Origin of the sequence: Agarivorans sp. 1_MG-2023, from assembly GCF_030548385.1 — a bacterium.
GTDB lineage: Bacteria > Pseudomonadota > Gammaproteobacteria > Enterobacterales > Celerinatantimonadaceae > Agarivorans.
On record NZ_JAUOSJ010000004.1, the window covers coordinates 170,656 to 189,369 of the forward strand.

At 43.8% G+C, this 18,714-nt stretch carries 18 protein-coding genes; 13 read left to right on the forward strand and 5 right to left on the reverse strand.

Annotation, left to right across the window (positions count from 1 at the left end; genetic code table 11):
• Positions 1–1,035 carry a carbohydrate-binding protein gene (locus Q4592_RS07145; protein ID WP_303511548.1) on the reverse strand — a complete coding sequence of 345 codons (1,035 nt, stop codon included), beginning with the start codon at positions 1,033–1,035 and terminating at the stop codon, positions 1–3.
• Positions 1,036–1,456: 421 nt separating this feature from the next.
• Here Q4592_RS07145 and Q4592_RS07150 point away from each other — a divergent pair, with 421 nt between their 5' ends.
• Positions 1,457–1,927: a carbohydrate-binding protein gene (locus tag Q4592_RS07150; protein WP_303511549.1), complete on the forward strand. Its 471-nt coding sequence runs from the start codon at positions 1,457–1,459 to the stop codon at positions 1,925–1,927.
• 508 nt (positions 1,928–2,435) lie between these two features.
• On the forward strand, positions 2,436–2,753 hold the full coding sequence (locus tag Q4592_RS07155) for a glycine zipper 2TM domain-containing protein (protein WP_303511551.1): 318 nt from the start codon (positions 2,436–2,438) through the stop codon (positions 2,751–2,753).
• 41 nt (positions 2,754–2,794) lie between these two features.
• Here the strand turns inward: Q4592_RS07155 and Q4592_RS07160 are convergent, their stop codons facing one another.
• Positions 2,795–4,189 (reverse strand): SLC13 family permease, encoded by a 1,395-nt coding sequence (locus Q4592_RS07160; protein ID WP_303511553.1) that lies wholly within the window; start codon positions 4,187–4,189, stop codon positions 2,795–2,797.
• A gap of 97 nt (positions 4,190–4,286) precedes the next feature.
• On the opposite strand from Q4592_RS07160, the gene Q4592_RS07165 reads away from it, so the two are divergent.
• Positions 4,287–5,093, forward strand: coding sequence for a helix-turn-helix domain-containing protein (locus tag Q4592_RS07165; protein WP_303511555.1), 807 nt, complete (start codon positions 4,287–4,289; stop codon positions 5,091–5,093).
• 487 nt (positions 5,094–5,580) lie between these two features.
• Here the strand turns inward: Q4592_RS07165 and Q4592_RS07170 are convergent, their stop codons facing one another.
• Positions 5,581–7,098, reverse strand: a complete 1,518-nt coding sequence (locus Q4592_RS07170; protein WP_303511557.1) for a P-loop NTPase fold protein — start codon at positions 7,096–7,098, stop codon at positions 5,581–5,583.
• An 816-nt stretch (positions 7,099–7,914) separates the two neighbouring features.
• Positions 7,915–9,396: a ketol-acid reductoisomerase gene (ilvC, locus tag Q4592_RS07175; protein ID WP_137673334.1), complete on the reverse strand. Its 1,482-nt coding sequence runs from the start codon at positions 9,394–9,396 to the stop codon at positions 7,915–7,917.
• Positions 9,397–9,640: 244 nt separating this feature from the next.
• Between ilvC and ilvY the strand changes: the two genes are divergently transcribed.
• The 10 genes from ilvY (at position 9,641) to Q4592_RS07225 (ending at position 16,715) form a co-directional block, all read left to right on the forward strand.
• Positions 9,641–10,522: an HTH-type transcriptional activator IlvY gene (ilvY, locus tag Q4592_RS07180; protein ID WP_303511560.1), complete on the forward strand. Its 882-nt coding sequence runs from the start codon at positions 9,641–9,643 to the stop codon at positions 10,520–10,522.
• A 12-nt stretch (positions 10,523–10,534) separates the two neighbouring features.
• Positions 10,535–11,008, forward strand: coding sequence for a Cys-tRNA(Pro) deacylase (gene ybaK / locus Q4592_RS07185; RefSeq protein ID WP_303511562.1), 474 nt, complete (start codon positions 10,535–10,537; stop codon positions 11,006–11,008).
• Positions 11,009–11,029: 21 nt separating this feature from the next.
• Positions 11,030–11,767: an ABC transporter substrate-binding protein gene (locus tag Q4592_RS07190; RefSeq protein ID WP_303511563.1), complete on the forward strand. Its 738-nt coding sequence runs from the start codon at positions 11,030–11,032 to the stop codon at positions 11,765–11,767.
• Positions 11,768–11,830: 63 nt separating this feature from the next.
• A complete protein-coding gene (locus tag Q4592_RS07195; protein WP_303511564.1) occupies positions 11,831–12,085 on the forward strand; it encodes an accessory factor UbiK family protein in 255 nt (84 codons plus the stop codon).
• A 462-nt stretch (positions 12,086–12,547) separates the two neighbouring features.
• Entirely contained in the window at positions 12,548–13,270 is a 723-nt protein-coding gene (locus Q4592_RS07200; protein ID WP_303511566.1) for a hypothetical protein, read from the forward strand.
• An 86-nt stretch (positions 13,271–13,356) separates the two neighbouring features.
• Positions 13,357–13,908, forward strand: a complete 552-nt coding sequence (locus Q4592_RS07205) for a carbohydrate binding domain-containing protein (protein WP_303511567.1) — start codon at positions 13,357–13,359, stop codon at positions 13,906–13,908.
• A gap of 42 nt (positions 13,909–13,950) precedes the next feature.
• Entirely contained in the window at positions 13,951–14,460 is a 510-nt protein-coding gene (locus tag Q4592_RS07210; RefSeq protein WP_303511568.1) for a carbohydrate binding domain-containing protein, read from the forward strand.
• Positions 14,461–14,824: 364 nt separating this feature from the next.
• On the forward strand, positions 14,825–15,577 hold the full coding sequence (locus Q4592_RS07215; RefSeq protein ID WP_303511570.1) for a hypothetical protein: 753 nt from the start codon (positions 14,825–14,827) through the stop codon (positions 15,575–15,577).
• A 63-nt stretch (positions 15,578–15,640) separates the two neighbouring features.
• On the forward strand, positions 15,641–16,174 hold the full coding sequence (locus Q4592_RS07220) for a carbohydrate binding domain-containing protein (protein WP_303511572.1): 534 nt from the start codon (positions 15,641–15,643) through the stop codon (positions 16,172–16,174).
• Between the two features lie 40 nt (positions 16,175–16,214).
• A complete protein-coding gene (locus Q4592_RS07225; protein ID WP_303511863.1) occupies positions 16,215–16,715 on the forward strand; it encodes a carbohydrate binding domain-containing protein in 501 nt (166 codons plus the stop codon).
• 185 nt (positions 16,716–16,900) lie between these two features.
• Here Q4592_RS07225 and Q4592_RS07230 read toward each other — a convergent pair whose 3' ends face one another.
• Complete coding sequence (locus Q4592_RS07230) at positions 16,901–18,586, reverse strand: PKD domain-containing protein (RefSeq protein WP_303511574.1); 1,686 nt, start codon at positions 18,584–18,586, stop codon at positions 16,901–16,903.
• Positions 18,587–18,714 lie beyond the last annotated feature (128 nt).

An 18,714-nucleotide genomic window follows, 5' to 3' on the forward strand; every position in this document is an offset into this window, starting at 1 on the left:
TTAGTTAACGGGTGTGGCCTGATAAGCGCCAGTTAAGCTATTAAAGGTGATGCGAATAGAGCCCGCGTGGTCTACTTGCATGTTGGCACCGTTTAAGTTGGCAAAGCCGTCTTTAGTGTCGTCACCAAAATTACGTGACCAATCATTGTAGATATCAAACTTAAAGTCGGTAGTGCCGTCGAAATACACTACTGTTGACCACGTGTAATCATCAATTAAGCTCATTGGTAATGAGTTCCAGCCACTCGGTTCTCCACGAAAGTACACTTGAGGATAGCGCTGCAACAGCTCACCGCGACCGAGGCTTTCACCCGTTTTGAACAGTCGATAATTTTTGCCGTAGTAGTTATCAATAACCGTGTTCTGACCATCTTGGTACTCAAGATAAAACTCAAAGCGGCGGTAGTATTCAATGTACTGCTGGCCAGTCCATACACCGCTTAAGCCATTGCCGTCGGCAACAGTATGGCTAAGGGTAAGATTAGTACGGTAGCTATGCTGCCAATTGGTGTCTGAGTACACCATTGTCACTTTATCTGCGTTACCGCTGGCTAAGGCGCGGGCGGTTACGGTGATTAATGATGATTCACGGTAGGCTTCATCCAAAGCCACTGCTTGGTGGGCTAAATGGGTTTGGGTGGTGGCGTCAAATTGGTAATTTTGTTGCTTGTTATTGTCCCAATAAGTATCGCCATTGACTTGGTATTTAATGGCAAATTGAGTCGCAGATACTGAGCCTTGTAGCGGTAAACGAAAGCTAAATGCTTCATAGCCATTGCTGGTGGCGGCGATGTAAAAGGCGGGATGATCTAGCCATTGGCCATCGCTAGTTTGGTAGTGTATCCACACTTGCTTGTTTGGGCCGATGTTTTTCACTTCTACCGCGCCTTCTAGCTCTGCGCTAGCAAAGCCATTCTCAAAATACGGGGTAAATTGGGCATGCCTTAGCCTAACTTCTTCGGCAGCTTGCGCGCCGCTTACGATGAATGCCAAACCTGCTGCGGCGATCTTAATTATTGTTAGTATTTTATTCATATTATCTTCCTTGCTGTATAAACCCACCATCCTTAACGCGGTGAGCAGGTTTGAATATAGCAACGGGCATTAAGCTTGCTGGGTAAATCGTCATTGCGGTATGAATTGTTTCGTACTTTAGTACGAGAGACGTATCGCTTAGCCTCATTTTATTCAATAAAAGCGTAGGTATTTTTGAAAGCAATTCGTTTTGAGTATTAGCTTTGTTAGCGCTAACAAAATGTTACTTGATTTAACAATAATTGCTATGCGCGAGTGCTTGATCACAAATGGCGCGGCTAAAATTTGCTGGAAAAATGAATCTATATAACCTGCAGAGGCGGGTTAAATTATAAGCAATGAATAGGTGCGTAGTTCTGCCAGGCTTAGGTTTTCTCCGTATTCGCCATCTACCGATATTTTATTAAAAGGGAGAAAACCTATGGTTGTTTTATTTAATAACAAGTTCGTTAAAGTGTGTTCTGCATGTGTATTGGCCTTAGCAACATTTGTTAGCGCAGCGGCCAATGCCTCTGTGAAAGTTGAAGCTGAAGATTTCACTAATCAAAAAGGCATTAAAACCGAGTCTAGCTCTGATACTGGCGGAGGTGTAAACATAGGTTACATTGAAAATGGGGACTGGGTTGAATACGCGATTGACGTGCCTGCTGCCGGCAGTTACACACTGACTGCTCGTGTTGCGAGTGCTACTGATGGTGGTCGTTTTGTGGTGTTAGCAAATGACAGTGAAAAAGCCACCGTTAAGGTTAAAAGCACCGGCAATTGGCAAGCTTGGAAAACCATTGAGTCTACCGTTATGTTAGATGCTGGTCCGCAAACTTTGCGTTTTAACTTTAAAGGCGGTTCTGGTTACTTATTCAATATGAATTGGTTTGAGCTCATCGCCCAATAGTAAGGCTGGGCTAAAGGGTATTTCGCTGTTGCTCTTTGGCCTTAACACTGTGTTTTATTGGTATTTATACACGCTGGTAGGCTGTGGCTAGTGAGCACTCTTGCTAAGTGCTAGGTTTGTTAGCCTAAACGCTTAACAAGCTGCCGAGTTAACTGGCCAACTCTATTCTCAAGCTATTCTAAACACGCATTTCTTATTTGTCGCAACGCCCTCATCGAAGACAAAGATGATTCAGCCTAAGTCCACGTTAGTTTTTCCTCTTAAACCAATCTCTACAAAGGGTTTGCGGTGTTTTTTACCTTTGGTTTATTTATTCGCTGTTCTATTAACTCAATTTAGCAAAATATGATTATTGTTTGCGTTTATCAGTTTTTTTATTGGGTATAATTTCAAAAAACAGCAGTGTAAGCTAATGAAAAATATACTTTTATCAATCCCCTTTTGTTTGTTGCTTAGCGCTTGTGCGTCTGAACCGATTACGGTTTTGCGCACCTCTTACGGAGAGATAATGAGTGAGCAAACTGTGGCTAAGTCAAGCTCTAGCGGTTTAGCCACAATAGGTGGCGCCGCTATCGGTGGACTACTGGGTAACCAAGTGGGTGGTGGGCGTGGTAAAACAGCCGCAACCGTTACTGGGGCAGTGGTAGGGGGCGCAGTTGGTCACCAGGCATCAAAGAGTGAAGAAACTCACTACGAGTATATTGTTCACATGGACCATGGTGAAAAATTTATTCTTGAAACTAACACTCGGCGAAAAGAAATAGGCAGCCAAGTAATCGTAGAAAACTTATCTAATGGCCGAGAGCGGATTAACGTGCTGCCTTAACTATTTGCGCTAGTTATTCGGTATTTTGGGGTGTATGTCGCTTAGTGTATCCAGCCCAATAAACACCACCATAGGTAGTCTAGTGGCATCAACACAACGATGGTGATAACCGCCAGTGGAATAGTAATTTTAAGCAGTTCCGTGAGTCGTTCGTTTGCCAACTGCATAGCAATAATAAGTGGTGCGACTTGGTAGGGAAAGATCACCGTAGAAAAGCCAATCACTTGAGTCATCAATACCGCGGGTAAGCTAAAACCACTGACTTCGGCAAAGTTCGCCGCCATTGGGCTTAGCACCGTAGGTACTCCAGGAATGGTAGTTACTAAACCGGTAAATGTTGAAATTAATGACAATGACATAAAGTGCAGGAACGAGCTGTTGGTTGATTCTGGCAATAGGCGACTAAAGGTGTGGCCAACATATTCACCAAGACCAGAGCTATTAACTAAGGCCCCCAGCCCAAGTGCTGCAGCGACAAAAACGATGGTGCCGAAATCTACCGAGTTGTTAAAGGATTTGGCTGTTACCACGCCCCATTTAGGCATCAGCAAAATAACCGCAGTGATTAGGCCAACCCAAGCAGGGTTAATGCCATGAATCGAGTCTGTCACCCAAAATAACAAGGTGATGGATAACAGTATGGCGACGCGTTTTTGCAGTTTGCTATCAAATTTTTCGCCTTGCTCAGAGGGGGTTATCGACTGTGGTGCTGAGAGTTCAGCAGGAAAAACGCGCAGCACCAACAGCACAATCAGAATCGATTTAACAATGCCTAAAATAGGAAAGTGCAGCAGTAAATACTCAGTATAGTTAAAGCTAATATCAAACAGCGTTTCGCTGGAACCCGCCAAAATCATGTTAGGAATGTTAGCTGGCAGTATGGCAAAGCTCGGCATGTTGCAAGACAGCGCCAGTGCAGTGGCAATACCGATGCGGCCTTTGCTGCCTTGAGTAAAACCCATTTGCTCGGCTAAGGCCATACCAATCGGCACTAATACTACCGCTCGGCCAACTGAAGAAGGCATTACAAATCCCAATAGCATTGCACTAAAGACCAAACCTGCAATCAGATGTGTATAGCTAGCGCTTAAGTGAGGAGAAATCGCTAAGGCTAGCTTCTTACCTAAGCCAGATACCGAGATCGCCGAGCCAATAATAAAACCAGAAATAATCAACCAGACTGCCGTTGAACCAAAACCCGAAAACAAAATATCACTGGGAATTAGCTTAAACGTGGCCGCTAGTGCAAAAAACAATAATCCTGTTAGAAATGGGGGAATAGCGCCTGTGCTCCATAACGCTAGCGTAATCATTACCAGCGCAGCACTATAAGAAAACAGCGCGGGGTAACCTTGCAGCGGAGATACTACAATCCAACATGCAGCGATAAAGGCGAGTAATAATGCTGACTGTTTAATGCTGAATTTACTGTCCATGTGTTGTTTCCGATTAAAGGCTAAGAAATAAAACTTGAACTGAATGTGTTCATGTTTCTAAGATAGCGAAACCTCTCTGTCGTTTTAAGTGCTAAATATGACAAAGTATATTTCTGAGTCGACAATGTGGATGCCTAGCGAAGTGGCCTTTACGCTTGATCCAGATAAACCGGTATTAACTAATGCCAGAAGTATGCTTGCTGAGTCAGGAATGGTGCCGCATTCTCACCCGCGCGGTCAGTTGCTGTGGGCGGCAGAAGGTGTATTACGTGTTGCCAGTGAACAAGCGGTTTGGGTTGTGCCGTCAAGCCACTCTGTTTGGATCCCTGGCGGCGTAAGCCATCAAGTGAGCTGCGAAATCGCCGCACGAACACGCAACCTATTCATCGACCCTTCATTCCCGGTTCGGCAAAGCGAAAAGAAAGGCGTAATGCTAAGCATGAGCCCTTTAATGCGAGAAATAGTGCTGCGACTCACTCAAGTTCCTCAGCGTATGGCCCCGCAAAACATCCAGCGTTTAGGCATGGTTGCCATCGATGAACTAGAGAATTTGACGCCTTTTGAAGTGAGTCTTCCCTCAGGTAAAGATTCGCGATTAGTAAAGCTAATTAGCTATATGGTGCAACACCCTAATGAAGCACCATCATTGGCTTCTTTAGCTAATATGGCTGGCGCGAGCGTGCGAACTATAGAGCGCTTATTTAAAGCCGAAACAGGGATGACCTTTCGCCAGTGGCGTAGCCGTTTTCGTTTAATGAATTCGCTAGAGCTGTTAAGCAAAGGCGAGAGTAGCACTTCAGTCGCCCATTCCTTGGGGTACAAAAGTGTGAGTAGTTTTGTGAAAGTGTTTCGCCAAGAGTTTGGGAAAACGCCACAGAGTTTTGCGAAGCATAGCCAGTTTTAACTTGAGTTCACGAACGTGTGGTGAGTTATGTTTTCGCCTTGACGGCGATGTACTTTTCTTTGCGTGGCCAAAGAAAAGTACACAAAAGAAAGGCCACCCCGCATCTTCTTATACCCTGTGTTGCGCACTCACAAGGGCGTTGAAGTAACTCGCTACGCTCAAACAGACTTCAACTTTTCTCCCTTGTTCGTTTACGCTACTCGGCGAAGATGATGGGGATTGCTCTTAGTTGTTATTGCGAGGAAAAGTTCAGTTTTAGAGTGTGGGTGTTGATTAGGTTTTCGCCCTGACGGCGACGTCATAAGCTTTGCTCAACCAAAGCTTACGTTGCAAAAGAAAGGCTGCCCCGCATCTTCTTATACCCTGCGTTGCGCACTCACAAGGGCGTTGAAGTAACTCGCTGCGCTCAAACAGACTTCCACTTTCTCCCTTGTTCATTTACGCTACTCGGCGAAGATGATGGGGATTGATTCGCTCGATAACAGAGTTATTCAAATGTGGTGGCTAGCTCGACCCAGTCTTTAAATTTTGTTCTGGATATATTTGTTTTTTCCAGTTCAATACCAGCCATGTCGAGTGGTTGAACCGGATCTCCGTGGCGATACGATTTAGTAATGCTTTCAAGGAAGCTAGTTGAACTAGTATGGGTTAGCAAGCTCAGTTGAGCACGCAATAAGTACCGATAGTGAATATCGTATTTGCCTTTAGTGAAATCTAAGTCTCTTGTAAATCGGTCTACTACGATTTTCATATTTGGAAAATTGACCGACGGTGTAATTTCGATCTCTACTTCATTCATTAATCTTACATTCGGTAACATTGATTGGATCGAATCAGCATTAATCATGTCACCTGTTAAGCGGCTTCCCATTAAGGTTTGGTAGTAAGCGTAATACTTTTCATGAATGATAATTAAGGAGCAAAGTAATATTAAGTCGATTTTCTGCTCTCTAAGGTTAAGAAGTATTGCTAGCACCTTATCCGTGAGCTGCTCGCTCTCCCGAAGTGACAAGTTATAAATATCGGATATTGAAGCTATCAGTCTGAAGAAATAATCTTTGTCATTATCAAGTTCGGGCCAAATCTTTGGAAAGAACTCATCTGTTTGTTCTTCGGTTAAATATGAAAGGTGATTAACGATAAACGCTAGGCGAGGTTGTTCTTTAAGAGTGCAACGACGTTTGAAAAAACGACCCAAGTAAACATTGGCGTCGAAGTCATTGCCGTAAACGGCTTTTACGGCATGTTGCAGTTGTTCTGTGTCGGTGGCTACAACAAAGATTACGTAAGGCATATCGAAGAAATGTTTGATCACCTCTAACATTTCTACTGCGTAGGAAGGGCGGCAGCGGTCCAATTCATCTATAAAAATAAAAGTAGGTTTTTGCTTACCTGAGCAACCTTTAGCCGAATCAATAAACTCGGTGATGCACTTCTTAAAATCTTCAATGCTACTGAGTTTTTGTTCGTGATCTTTAAACATGGCGGCGACCACTTTGCCGGTGGCTTCCGCAAACTCATCGCTCTTGCTCGGATCTTCTTCAGAATCTTTGTCTAGTATTTCATCGACGCTTATACCACTGACTTTTTTGATTACAGCCTTAGTTATCTCTGGTGCGGCATGTTTGCAAAATCCCCACGCTTTACTACCTATGTTTCTAATGGCTTGCTCATCTTTGTCTTGTGACTGGTCGCGAAGTTGAGCGGTAATTGACGACACCACTGTCATCATTGGATCATCAGAAAAGTCTTGCTTCCATGCGTCTATGTAAACGGTTGGGTGGTGCTCTTCTATAGATACTTGCCAGCGCTTGAGGAAGTAGGTTTTACCTGTTCCCCAGCTAGAATTTAGATTGAGTACATAACCCTGTTGGGCTTGGGCAATTAAGAAGTTGGTGAGGAATTTTGCATAAGTTGCACGATTAAGTTTGTCGGCAGAAAACTCTTCATTGTTTTCTTTAATGAAAGGGGTATTCCAATCAAAGTTATAGGCTTTATCTACCACTTAATTCACTCCGTAAACTCTTATTGAGTAAAGTTACCATAAGACTAAGGTATTTAGATTGTTGTTTGTATTGTCTGAGGAGCTGCTCTCAGATCCTCCATTATCGCCGAAGGCGAAAGCTCTTCTTTTCAATTGTTACCCTAATTGTACATAAGAGTGCGTTGGTAGTGCTGGTTTCGCCTTGACGGCGATGTACTTTTCTTTGCGTGGCCAAAGAAAAGTACACAAAAGAAAGGCCCCCCCGCATCTTCTTAAACCCTACGTTGCTAATCAATCAGCGCGCCAGCGCAACTCGCTTCGCTCAAACAGTGCTCGGCTCTTTCGCTGTTTGACTGCGCTACTCGGCGAAGATGATGGGGATTGGTTCACTTGGTTACTTTCAAGGTTATATTTTGTGTGTGGGGTGTTTTTTAGTCTTTGATTATAAAGTAAAAAGACTGATTTTTTAAAAAGTTGAACATGTGAACTTAAAGCCTAACTCGGAGCTGCTTTTTAGTTCCTCCATTATCGCTGAGTAGCGCAAGTGGCCAAGTGATGAAGTCGAAACCTGTTTGAGCGCAGCGAGTTTTTCGACGCACTTGGATACGAGCAACGCAGGAAGAAGATAATGCAGGGCGAGTTTTCTTTTTGCTTCGTTTTTCTTTGCTCGTCAAAGAAAAATGACGGCGCCGCAGGCGAAAGCTTTTAGTTTTTGTTTGCAGAGTCAGCGCAGGCGAAAACTTTAAAACGTCCACGAACAAAAAAGCCCCAAGCATTACTGCTTAGGGCTTTTTATTTCCACCGTTAGCTAATCGTCATTAGCCAAAAGCGAGAAGCTTAACCACCTACGGCGATTTTCTTCATGTCAGTCATATAACCGCGAAGCTTAGTACCAACTACTTCAACAGGGTGGCTACGTAGCGCTTCGTTTACTTCGATTAGGCGAGCGTTATCAACGCCGTTGCTTTGCTCTTCAAAACCTTTACCGATGTACTCTAGGCTGATGTTGTTCACGGTGTCGCGCAATAGTGGCACAGCAGCGTGTGAGAATAGGTAACAACCGTATTCTGCAGTATCAGAGATTACTACGTTCATTTCGTACAAACGCTTACGTGCAATGGTGTTAGCAATAAGTGGCGTTTCGTGTAGTGACTCGTAGTAGGCACTTTCTTCGATGATGCCAGCAGCAACCATAGTTTCGAATGCTAGCTCTACACCGGCTTTAACCAGTGCCACTAAGATGATGCCTTTGTCGAAGAATTCTTGCTCAGTGATTTCTACGTCAGATACTGGGGCTTTTTCAAAACCGCTTTGGCCAGTCTCTTCACGCCACTTAAGTAAGTTAACGTCGTTGTTTGACCAGTCTGTCATCATAGTGCGTGAGAATTCACCTTCAATGATGTCGTCCATGTGCTTTTCGAACAATGGGCGCATTAGGTCTTTAAGCTCGTCGGCTAGGTCGAAACACTTAATTTTAGCTGGGTTAGATAGGCGATCTACCATGTTGGTAATACCACCGTGCTTAAGGGCTTCGGTTACTGTTTCCCAACCAAACTGGATAAGTTTAGCGGCGTAACCAGGCTCAATGCCTTCGGCAACCATTTTGTCGTAACCCAAGATAGCGCCAGTTTGTAGCACACCACAAAGGATTGTTTGCTCGCCCATAAGGTCTGATTTAACTTCAGCCACAAATGAAGACTCAAGTACACCTGCGCGGTCACCACCGGTTGCAGAAGCGTAGGCTTTAGCAATTGCAAGGCCGTTGCCTTGTGGGTCGTTTTCTGGGTGAACAGCGATTAGGGTTGGAACACCAAAACCACGTTTGTATTCTTCACGTACTTCAGTACCTGGACACTTAGGTGCAACCATTACTACGGTAATGTCTTCACGTACTTGCATGCCTTCTTCAACAATGTTGAAGCCATGTGAGTAAGCTAGGGTAGAACCTTTCTTCATTAACGGCATTACCGTTTCAACAACATTGCTGTGCTGCTTGTCTGGAGTAAGGTTAAGTACCATATCTGCTTGTGGAATAAGCTCTTGGTAAGTACCAACAGTAAAACCGTTGTCTGATGCTTGAACAAAAGAAGCACGCTTCTCTTGAATTGCCGCGTCACGCAAAGCGTAAGAAATGTTTAGGCCAGAATCACGCATGTTTAAGCCTTGGTTTAGGCCTTGTGCGCCACAACCAACAACTACGATGTTCCAGTCTTTAATAAAGTTACAACCATCAGCAAATTCGCTGCGATCCATAAAACGACATTTACCTAATTGCTCAAGCTTTTGGCGCAAGCTAAGGGTGTTGAAATAATTAGCCATGTTCGACTCCGTAAAAATAGCGTTAATCAAATGATGATGGTGTTGTTGTGTTTACGAGATCCCGATGCACTTCTTTTGTGAGCGCGTTTCTTGTACCTGTCTCGTGATGGGCTCAATATAAACCCAAAGTGTCATTGCGTAAAATGATGTTTTTGGGATATTGTGTTTCATATATTGCAATACAGTTTGGTAAAATGTCTCGATTAAGGCCTCAACAAATAATACTCAATAGGGAGAGCTGCCAGTGGATGTAAGAAGTGTTGAGTTATTTTTGCACTTAAGTCAGAGCCTGCATTTTGCTAAAACCAGCCAAGCCATGCATGTAAGTGCATCTACCTTGAGCCGTGTGATACAAAGGCTTGAAGACGAATTAGGCAGCAGTTTATTTACGCGTGACAAACGCAGTGTTCATCTTACTCAAGCGGGGCAGCGCTTTCGTAGCTTTGCTGAGCAATGGTTAGAGCAATGGCGTTTGCTGCAAATGGATTTGTCTTTGCAGTCGAATGCGCTGGCAGGCGAGCTGACGCTTTATTGCTCAGTAACTGCTAGTTATAGCCACTTACCGGACATTTTGGACAAATACCGCTTATCTTGCCCAAATGCCGACATTAAATTGGCCACTGGTGATGTGGCAATGGCAGTAGATAAGGTGGCTAATGGTGAGGTGGATATTGCTATTGCAGCCCGCCCCGATCACCTTCCGCTAAACATTGCTTTTGCCAGTATTAGTAAAATTCCGCTGTCTATTATTGGGCCTACGGTATCGTGTAACGTGCGCAAGCTGTTAGAGCGAAATCCTATTCCTTGGGATCAAGTGCCGTTTATTTTGCCTGAGCATGGGCCAGCAAGAGCGAGGATTGACCATTGGTTTAAAGCCATGCGTATCACGCCGAATGTGCACGCTAAAGTGGCGGGGCATGAAGCCATTGTGAGTATGGTGGCGCTAGGCAGTGGTGTAGGGATTGCTCCTGAAGTAGTGGTAGATAACAGCCCAGTGCGAGAGCGAATTCAAAGTGTGGCGGTGGGTGTAGAGCTAGAGCCTTTTGATTTAGGGATCTGTATGCTATCAAGAAGGCTGCACGAACCGCTTATGCAACGTTTTTGGCAAATTGCAGCACGCAATTAAGGTAGTAGAAAAATGACACCTGCAGTAGATCAACTTAAAAAAGCCAAACAAGCCTTTAGCTTGCTTGAATATAAAAGTGACCCACAGCACGCCAACTTTGGCCAAGATAGCGCCGAAAAGCTTGGCTTGGCAGAAGAGTTAGTTTTTAAAACCTTGGTCGCTTGTGATGAAAGCGATCCCAAAAAAATGGTAGTAGCTGTTGTACCGGTGACTGGCCAGTTAGATTTAAAAGCTCTAGCCAAAGCCGCCAGGATTAAAAAGATGCGGATGGCCGAGGTACCCGTTGCGGAGCGTACTACGGGTTATGTTAAAGGTGGCATTAGCCCCTTTGGTCAAAAGAAGCGTTTACCTACCTTTGTAGATAGCAGTGCAGAGCAACTCGCCGAAATAGTGGTCAGTGCCGGTAAGCGTGGTTTATCGCTGCAGTTATCGGCGACGGTGTTGCAACAGTTGCTTGGGGCGCAGTTTGCTACACTTAGCCATTAATACGCTGTTAAAAAGGATCTTATGAGACTACTTGGGTGTTTGTTTTATTTTTGTTCATTTATCGCTATGGCTGCACCTTTAGCGCCTGCTAAATTTTCAAGTAGCATGATGAAGCCGTGGGGCTATCAAGACGCAGGGCAACCGGCGCAAGGTTTATTGGTTAACTTTGCTCGCAAGTTGTGCGAAGAAGCCGACATTGCCATGGAAAACAGTTTAAAGCCTTACCCTAGAGTGATTAAAGATATTCAAGCGGGCACTGCCGACTTTGCGGTGATGTTTGCTGGAGCAACTTCAGAAGACATCGCTGTAGATTTAGGCCCTGTGGTCGAATTAAAGGTGATGGCTGTAGCAAAGGCGGGTTCTGCGGCTATTGCTAATATAGATGCGCTTGCTGGTCAGCGAGTGGGAGTCATCCGAGGTTCAATTTATGGGCCGGAAATTGACGATAACCCTTCTATCGACAGGATAAGCTTCAACGATACCGTGCAGGGCATTCAAATGTTGCTGCTTGGCCGTATCGACGTAATGATCGCTACCAACTACTCAATTGATTTTGCCCTTAAACAACTGCACGCAGATATTGAGCGCCTCACACCTATCTATCAATTAGCGACGCGGCAAGGGCATTTATACTGGTCTAAGCAATCTTTACAGCAAGAGCAGGCGGCGCGTTTACGCAACGCGTTAGAGCGATTACGAGAACAAGGCGTCTTGAGTGAGATATTTAGTATTGATGCTAGCTTAGCCTTAACGCTTTAACTGTTACTGGCTTGAGCCACCATTAGAGCTTCTATACAATGAGGCCAAATTAAGGAGAGTTTAATGATTAACCCGGCCAAAATTGAAGAGATAGCAAAACAAGTAAGTGAACTGGTTCCTCCTGGGCTTAAAAATGTGGGTGATGAATTTGAGCGCAAGGTAAAACAAGTGGTTCAAGCTAAACTGAGTCAACTGGATGTTGTTAATCGCGAAGATTTTGATGTGCAAACTCAAGTTCTGCTGCGTACTCGAGAAAAGCTGACAGCCCTAGAGGCCAAAGTAGCCGAACTCGAAAAAAGGTTAAACCAAGAAAGTTAATTAATAACTGATTAACTTGTTGATAAGGCAGAGCTTATGCTCTGCTTTTTTGTGGCTATTGTTTGTGATTTTGAGTCATGAAATGCTTTTCTTATTGTGAAAAATGACCACATACCTCATTTTTTAGTGTGATTTTTGGTAAACATACTGTGAAATTATAGGCCTATTCTTAGCAGGGTTTTTACTGTTTAAGTGCTGTTAAAATTTCTTTTTTAATCACCCATTTAGCTATCTTTAATTTAAAAAACAATGGTTTAATTTGTGTTATTTATTCTTTTGTTAGCTTTTTTATATTTTACGTTTTTTTAGTGAGCTTTATCTTTATTGCACTTTCAAGTTTGTTAACGCTAACACTGTGATCTTTGTCGTTTCTTTGCCCGGTTACCAAGCCTTAGGATGATTTCAAAGGCGCATGGACATTGAAGACCTGTTGCCTTCAACACTATTCACAGGGAGAAGAGCATGAGTAAGAACGCAGTTTTTAAAATCACGATGTTAGCCGGTGCAATTGCTTTAGCAGGTTGTACTGATTCAATTGAAGAACCAACAGATCCAGTAGATCCGCCAATAGATCCACCAGTAGGTGAAGTATTCGTGGTTATTGATGACGGTATAACAGCGACCGGATTTGGTGTTCTTGCTGGTAGTGATGTTGATTATGACAAAAATGCCTTAGCAAAAGATGAAAGCTATAGCGTTGCAAATGGTATTGCTGTTAGCCCTAGTGCTAATGGCGATGAGTACTCTTGGAAAGTAGATACTTATGGTGCTGGTGAAGCTTACTTTATTGTAGGTAGCGACACTGCCATGGATATGACTGACTACGCTAACGGTGTACTACTATTTGATATGTCAGTAACTAATGCCACTGCAAGTGACTCTGCTGGCCACCAAATTGTGATGCAAACTAATGGCGGTGAAAAAGATTACCTTGACCGTAATACTTTCTATTTTGGTCAAAGCCAATTATCTGATCAAGAATCAGCGGGTTGGAAAACTTATGCCGTTAAGGTGAGTTGTTTTGCTGCAGATGATGCCGGTGCATTCGATATCACTAAGGTTAATGAAGTATTCCGCCTAGATATTCGCAATGAGTCAGTGACTTACGAATTAGGTACTGTGAAGTACGAAAAAGACGCCACCATGATACCTGAAGGTGCTGTTGAATGGACGTGTGCTGAGTAATTAACGAAGCACCCTCCTGCGCACGGTATTGATGCCGTGCGCTATTTAATGAATTAATGGATTTATAGCTCTCAGGGAATATGAAAATGAAAGGTTTTTATGTTTTTTTAATTGCTGTTTCTTCCAGTTTTTTAGTGGCTTGTGCAAGTACTGGAACCTCTGAAAGTGCCAGCGAAGATGACCAATTTGCCATCCCTTTGATGGTGACGTATACCCTTAACGACGGTAAGGGCTGGAACAAGGTAAGTGCCGGCTTGCAAGGATGGGGAGATGGCGTAGCGTCATTTAGCCTAGCCAATGAACAAGCCAATATTAGGATTAAAAAGAAAGCGAGTAATCCTTGGCATATTCAAATTAAACGCCCTGTGGCGTTGGTGGAAGATATGCATTACGAGCTATCTGTTGAGGCTTCTGCAAGTGAGCCAAGCAATATGGTGATTGCTGTTCAACAAAACTACGGTGAGTATATTACTTACTTTTATCGTGCGGAATTAGTTGGTGTTGAAAGCAAACTATATACCTACGAATTCACCATGCCTAGTGACGAAAGGAAAGGAACGTTTTCGATTATGTTCGGTGATGGCGCACCTGGTGTGAGCTATAGCCTAAGCAATATCAAACTAAATTCTACCTACTAGTCTTTTTCAATATTAGTTAGTTTTAGATGTAAGGAATAAACCATGACATTGCTTAAGTCCTTAGCCTTAGCGGCTAGTCTGTTAAGTGTAGCAACAACCTCGGTAGCAGCTAACCTCGATATCAGCTTAGACAGTGGTAAAAGATGGCAGCAAGTTAACGCCGGCGACGACGGTTGGGGCGATGGTTCTGGTAGCTTTAGCTTTAGTGGTGAAACCGCTGAAGTCACTGTAAAAGATGCCGCCAGTAACCCATGGCATATCCAATTAAAACGACCAAAAGTGAAGTTGAATAAAGGTGAAATGTACAAGATCACTGCACAAGTTAGTGCGAGTGCGAAAAGTCCATTAACCATTATTGTGCAAAAAGACTCTGGTGATTACGCCACGTATTACGCTGAAGATTTATCAGTGAGCCCTTCAGCACAAACATTTAATTTGAGTTTTAAAGCCCCTTCTAGTGATAGTAAAGCGGCCTTTGCCTTTTTTGTAGGCGGCGCTGCACCCGGGGTAACGTTTACCTTTAAAGACATACGTTTAGTAAGTGAAAATTAAGCATATTTAACAGTACAGTAGGCACCTTGCTATTAATCCCAAAAGCAAATTCCGACAACCGATTGGTAATAAAGCCTATTAGCTAGCTTTGTTACTTAGCCTACCTTTCTGTTTACTCCTCTCAGCCTTGCTGCGAGGAGTTTTTTTATTATTAGGGCTGCCCTCAAATTCAAAGCGCTTGTTTTTTAAGCAATTGTTTTTTGGTTTTTTTGACTTACTTATTGTTATTTTATGATTCCCCGTGAAAGGCTTTTCAATTTAGTGCTTGTCTATTTTCTATTTTATTTTCCTCGTTAACATAGCTCCCGCTGGCTTATTAGTGAACTCACTAATTGGCCTTTAACAATTTCAAAGGGAAATGAATATGAGTAAAAAAACAGTTTTTAAAGTAGCAATGTTAGCGGGCGCAGTTGCACTGGCTGGTTGTACTGATGCGATAGAAGAAGCGCCAGTGGCTCCACCTGTTGATGAGACGCCAGTAGATCCACCTGTCAGTGATGCTTTGGTCATTCTTAATGATGGTTCTGCTGCAACTAACTTTTCTGTATTGGTTGGCTCAAATTCAGATTCCTATAACCGCCAAGTATTAGCGCGCGGTGAAGGCTACCCTAAAACGGATTCATTACAGGTGACTGCTAAAGAGAGCGATGGCGTAGCAACCTGGCAAGTAGATACCTTCTCTGCTGGTGAAGATGGCCCTGCTGAAGTTTATTTCATTGTGGGTAGTGCAGAAAACCAATTAGATCTTACTGAATACCAAAATGGATTGTTATTGATTGATCTTTCGGTATTGGTGGCAACAACCAGCGAAACCTCCCATCAAATTTTTATGCAAACCAATACTGACGCTGGCGAAGATTACAAAAACCGCCAAGCCTTTTACTTTGGCCAAGCACAACTGGCAGATCTTGAAGCTGACGGTTGGTCAACGGTGGCGGTTCATATGAGCTGTTTCTCGATACAAGATGCTACTGGTGCATTTGATATTGCCAAAGTGAATGACTTAATGAGTTTTGATATTCGCGGTAACGAAAGTGTGAGCTACGAAATTGGAAAAGTAGCTTTTGAGAAAACGACAACGTTGCCAGCTGGCGCGGTTGAGTGGTCTTGTGAGTAATTAATTGTTTGTTAACTACGCCAGTGTGAGCACTGGCGTAGTGCAATGATGAGGAATTTGAAAATGAAAGGTTTCTTTATTTTGGTTGCGAGCGCTTTTTTTTTAGCCGCTTGCGCTAGCACCACCCCGGAGCCAGAGGCGCAGACTTCCCCTCTAGTCATGGTGACATACACCCTTAACGACGGCAAAGATTGGGAGAAGGTTAGTGCTGGGCTGCAAGGTTGGGGCGATGGCGTTGCCGACTTTAGTCTTGCGAATGAACAGGCCAATGTTCGAATAAAGAAACAAGCCAGTAATCTTTGGCATATTCAGCTTAAGCGCCCCTTGTATTTATTTGAAGACATAAAGTATGAAATCTCTGTAGAAGCCTCGGCCAGTGAACCTAGCAAGCTTAGCTTTACGGTGCAGCAAGATGGCGGAGAATACGCAACTTACTTTCAACGTACTGAGTTAGTGGGTGTTGAGAAAAAGCAATTTACTTATGAATTTGTCATGCCAAAGGATGAGAAAAAAGCCGCCTTTGCCATTATGTTTGGCGAAGGTCGTCCGGGTGTCAGTTATAGCCTGAACAATATTAAGTTTAACTCAACTTATTAGCGTGTTTGGCGCTCAACTTAAGGAACAAACTGTGAATTTTATGAAGCCTTTAATTTTGGTGTTGAGCTTAGTATTGATCGCGATGCCTAGTTACGCTGCAAGCCTCGATATTGCCTTGGATGGAGGCAAGCGTTGGGAACCGATTAACGCAGGCACTGACGGTTGGGGGGATGGCTCTGGTCAATTTAGTTTTAGCGGTGACAAAGCAACCATAACGGTGAAAGAAAAAGCCAGTAATCCATGGCACATTCAATTGAAACGCGCTCGAGTGGCCTTAAGCAAAGGCAAGCGCTATCAAATCACCGCTGAGCTTAGCGCCAGTCAAGAAAGCCCCCTTACTATTATGTTGCAGAAAGATTCTGGTGACTACATGACCTACTTTGCAGAGGACTTAGTGGTGAACCGAGAACCACAACAAGTGGACTTAACATTTGTAGCCACTAATTCTGACAAGAAAGCAGCGTTTGCTTTTTTTGTTGGTGGGGCCGAGTCTGAAGTGACTTATACTCTTAACAACATACGCTTGGTGAGTGAACATTAATAACTTTTAACAATGCTGTAGGCTCTTTGTCATTAATCCAAAGGCAATCGACGATAATCGAACGATAACTGAGCCCTTAGCACTCAAGTTATCTCGTCTACTTTTTTTGTTTACTCCTCCCAGCCTTGCTGTGAGGAGCTTTTTTGTCTGCGGCTATGAATAATATAGTGCGTTTAATTCGCGTGTTAATTACTCACTCGAATGGTGCGACTAAAACTATCGTGATCATTAGACTGGTCGCTAACCCTCAGCGTGACTTGATATGTGCCGGCAGCAAATTGATGGAGCGGATTAGCGAGCTCTGAACTGCTGCCATCCCCAAAGTCCCATTGCCAATCTAGTACTTGATTTGTACTGCGGCTATTGTCAGAAAACTGGATTCCAGTATCGCTACTCTCAACAGTGAAGTGGCTTAATACACCTTGATCAAATAGTTTAATTTTTACGCTTTTAAAGGCTTCTATTACGTCTGTTTCTGGTAGGTTGGCAGCAAGGCTTTGCTGACGAATACAGTCTGCTGCGTCTGTTAAGGTTAAATCTGGTAACCAGCAGGATTTTGCTGCGTTTAGATAAACTGAGTACGCAGTGTCTATACCCCACTTATTGGCGAGCAAATAGAAAGGGTAACTCAGCATACCAATGCGTTGATAATAGTTGTTACCTGCGTCGTCGTAATCTAAAAAACTGGCAATAGCGCCAGCTTCGGTTTGAATTTGATCCAGTTGGCGAGTGTAGCCATTAGATTCCTCGCCATGTACCCAATAATTGCCGTCATTGTTAAATTCGTATTTCACCATTACACCGGAAATATCGGCAAAGGCTTCATGTGCGGTTCGTGCATCGAGGCTAATGTTTTCTTTAAAACCATCTATTTTACCTATTCGGTTCAAAACCCCATGGCCAACTTCGTGCGCAATATGATCGAGCGTGGCGAGATTTTGAAAGAACGGAATACCATCGCTAAAGTTGGCGTACGCACCGTCCCAAAAAGCACGAATAGACGAGGCTTTGTCGTAGTGAACTCGCAGCCGAATTTTCTGTTCTAGCGGCGGTTCTTTAAGGTGTTTTAAGAAAGCATCGTACACCGCGGTACCGTAATACATGGCATCGTTAATCGCTGAATACGTCCAAAGGCCGTTGCTATCGTTGGTTTGCTTGTAGGTGTTTATTGGCTGAACGGCACATAAGTACTCGTAGGCTGGATACGCTTGCTCGTCTGCCTCTAAAGCTCCCGCATTTGCATCATGGGCACGCGGGTCTATTTGATTCTGCATGTCCGTTACACTGACCAAGCCATTATCAAAAATGCATGTTCCATCTTGGTGGTTAATTCTTTGAATGGCGATATGTGGTCGGCTAGTGCCGTAATACCATGGCGTAAGATAGCTCCCGCCGGGACCAGATAACTGCGCGTTCCCGGTAAAATCATGAAACCTCACTAAACGCGCGGTGGCTGCCCGACCCGCCTGATTCACTGGCAGCAAGTTTAACGCTGTAGCATTGGCTGGAATCACGCTTTGCTCGGGAATGGTGACTAAAAACGGCGTATTAGACGGGGTTTTTAACCATGCTTCTCCTAGGTTATTGCCTTGCGTATCGGCCCAGTAGACCCAAATTGATTGTGTTTTTGCCTCTGGCGTAATCGTTTCATTGCTTAAAGTGAGGCTTATTTGTCCTGCTAAGCGATTAGCTTGGCCGTCGGTATCTCGCAAATAAGCACTTTCAATGGTATTACGTGGCAGCGTGAATACCGTTTCGGTGGAGGGGGATTCTCCACCACCGCCACATGCCGACAATAATAGTGAAGTAACTAGTGCTGAAAATAGCGGTATCGCAGGCTTAGATGAAAAGTTAAATCGGTCGTGCACCATTTTGCGTCCTTGCTGGTGGGAATTGAATAAGAGTGTTTACTCTAAGCCGAATATAGCGAAGGCGCTGGCAATATTGTATGTAAACTTTGTCACCTTAATGTAAGCGCGCTGATCCTTTTATCATGGGC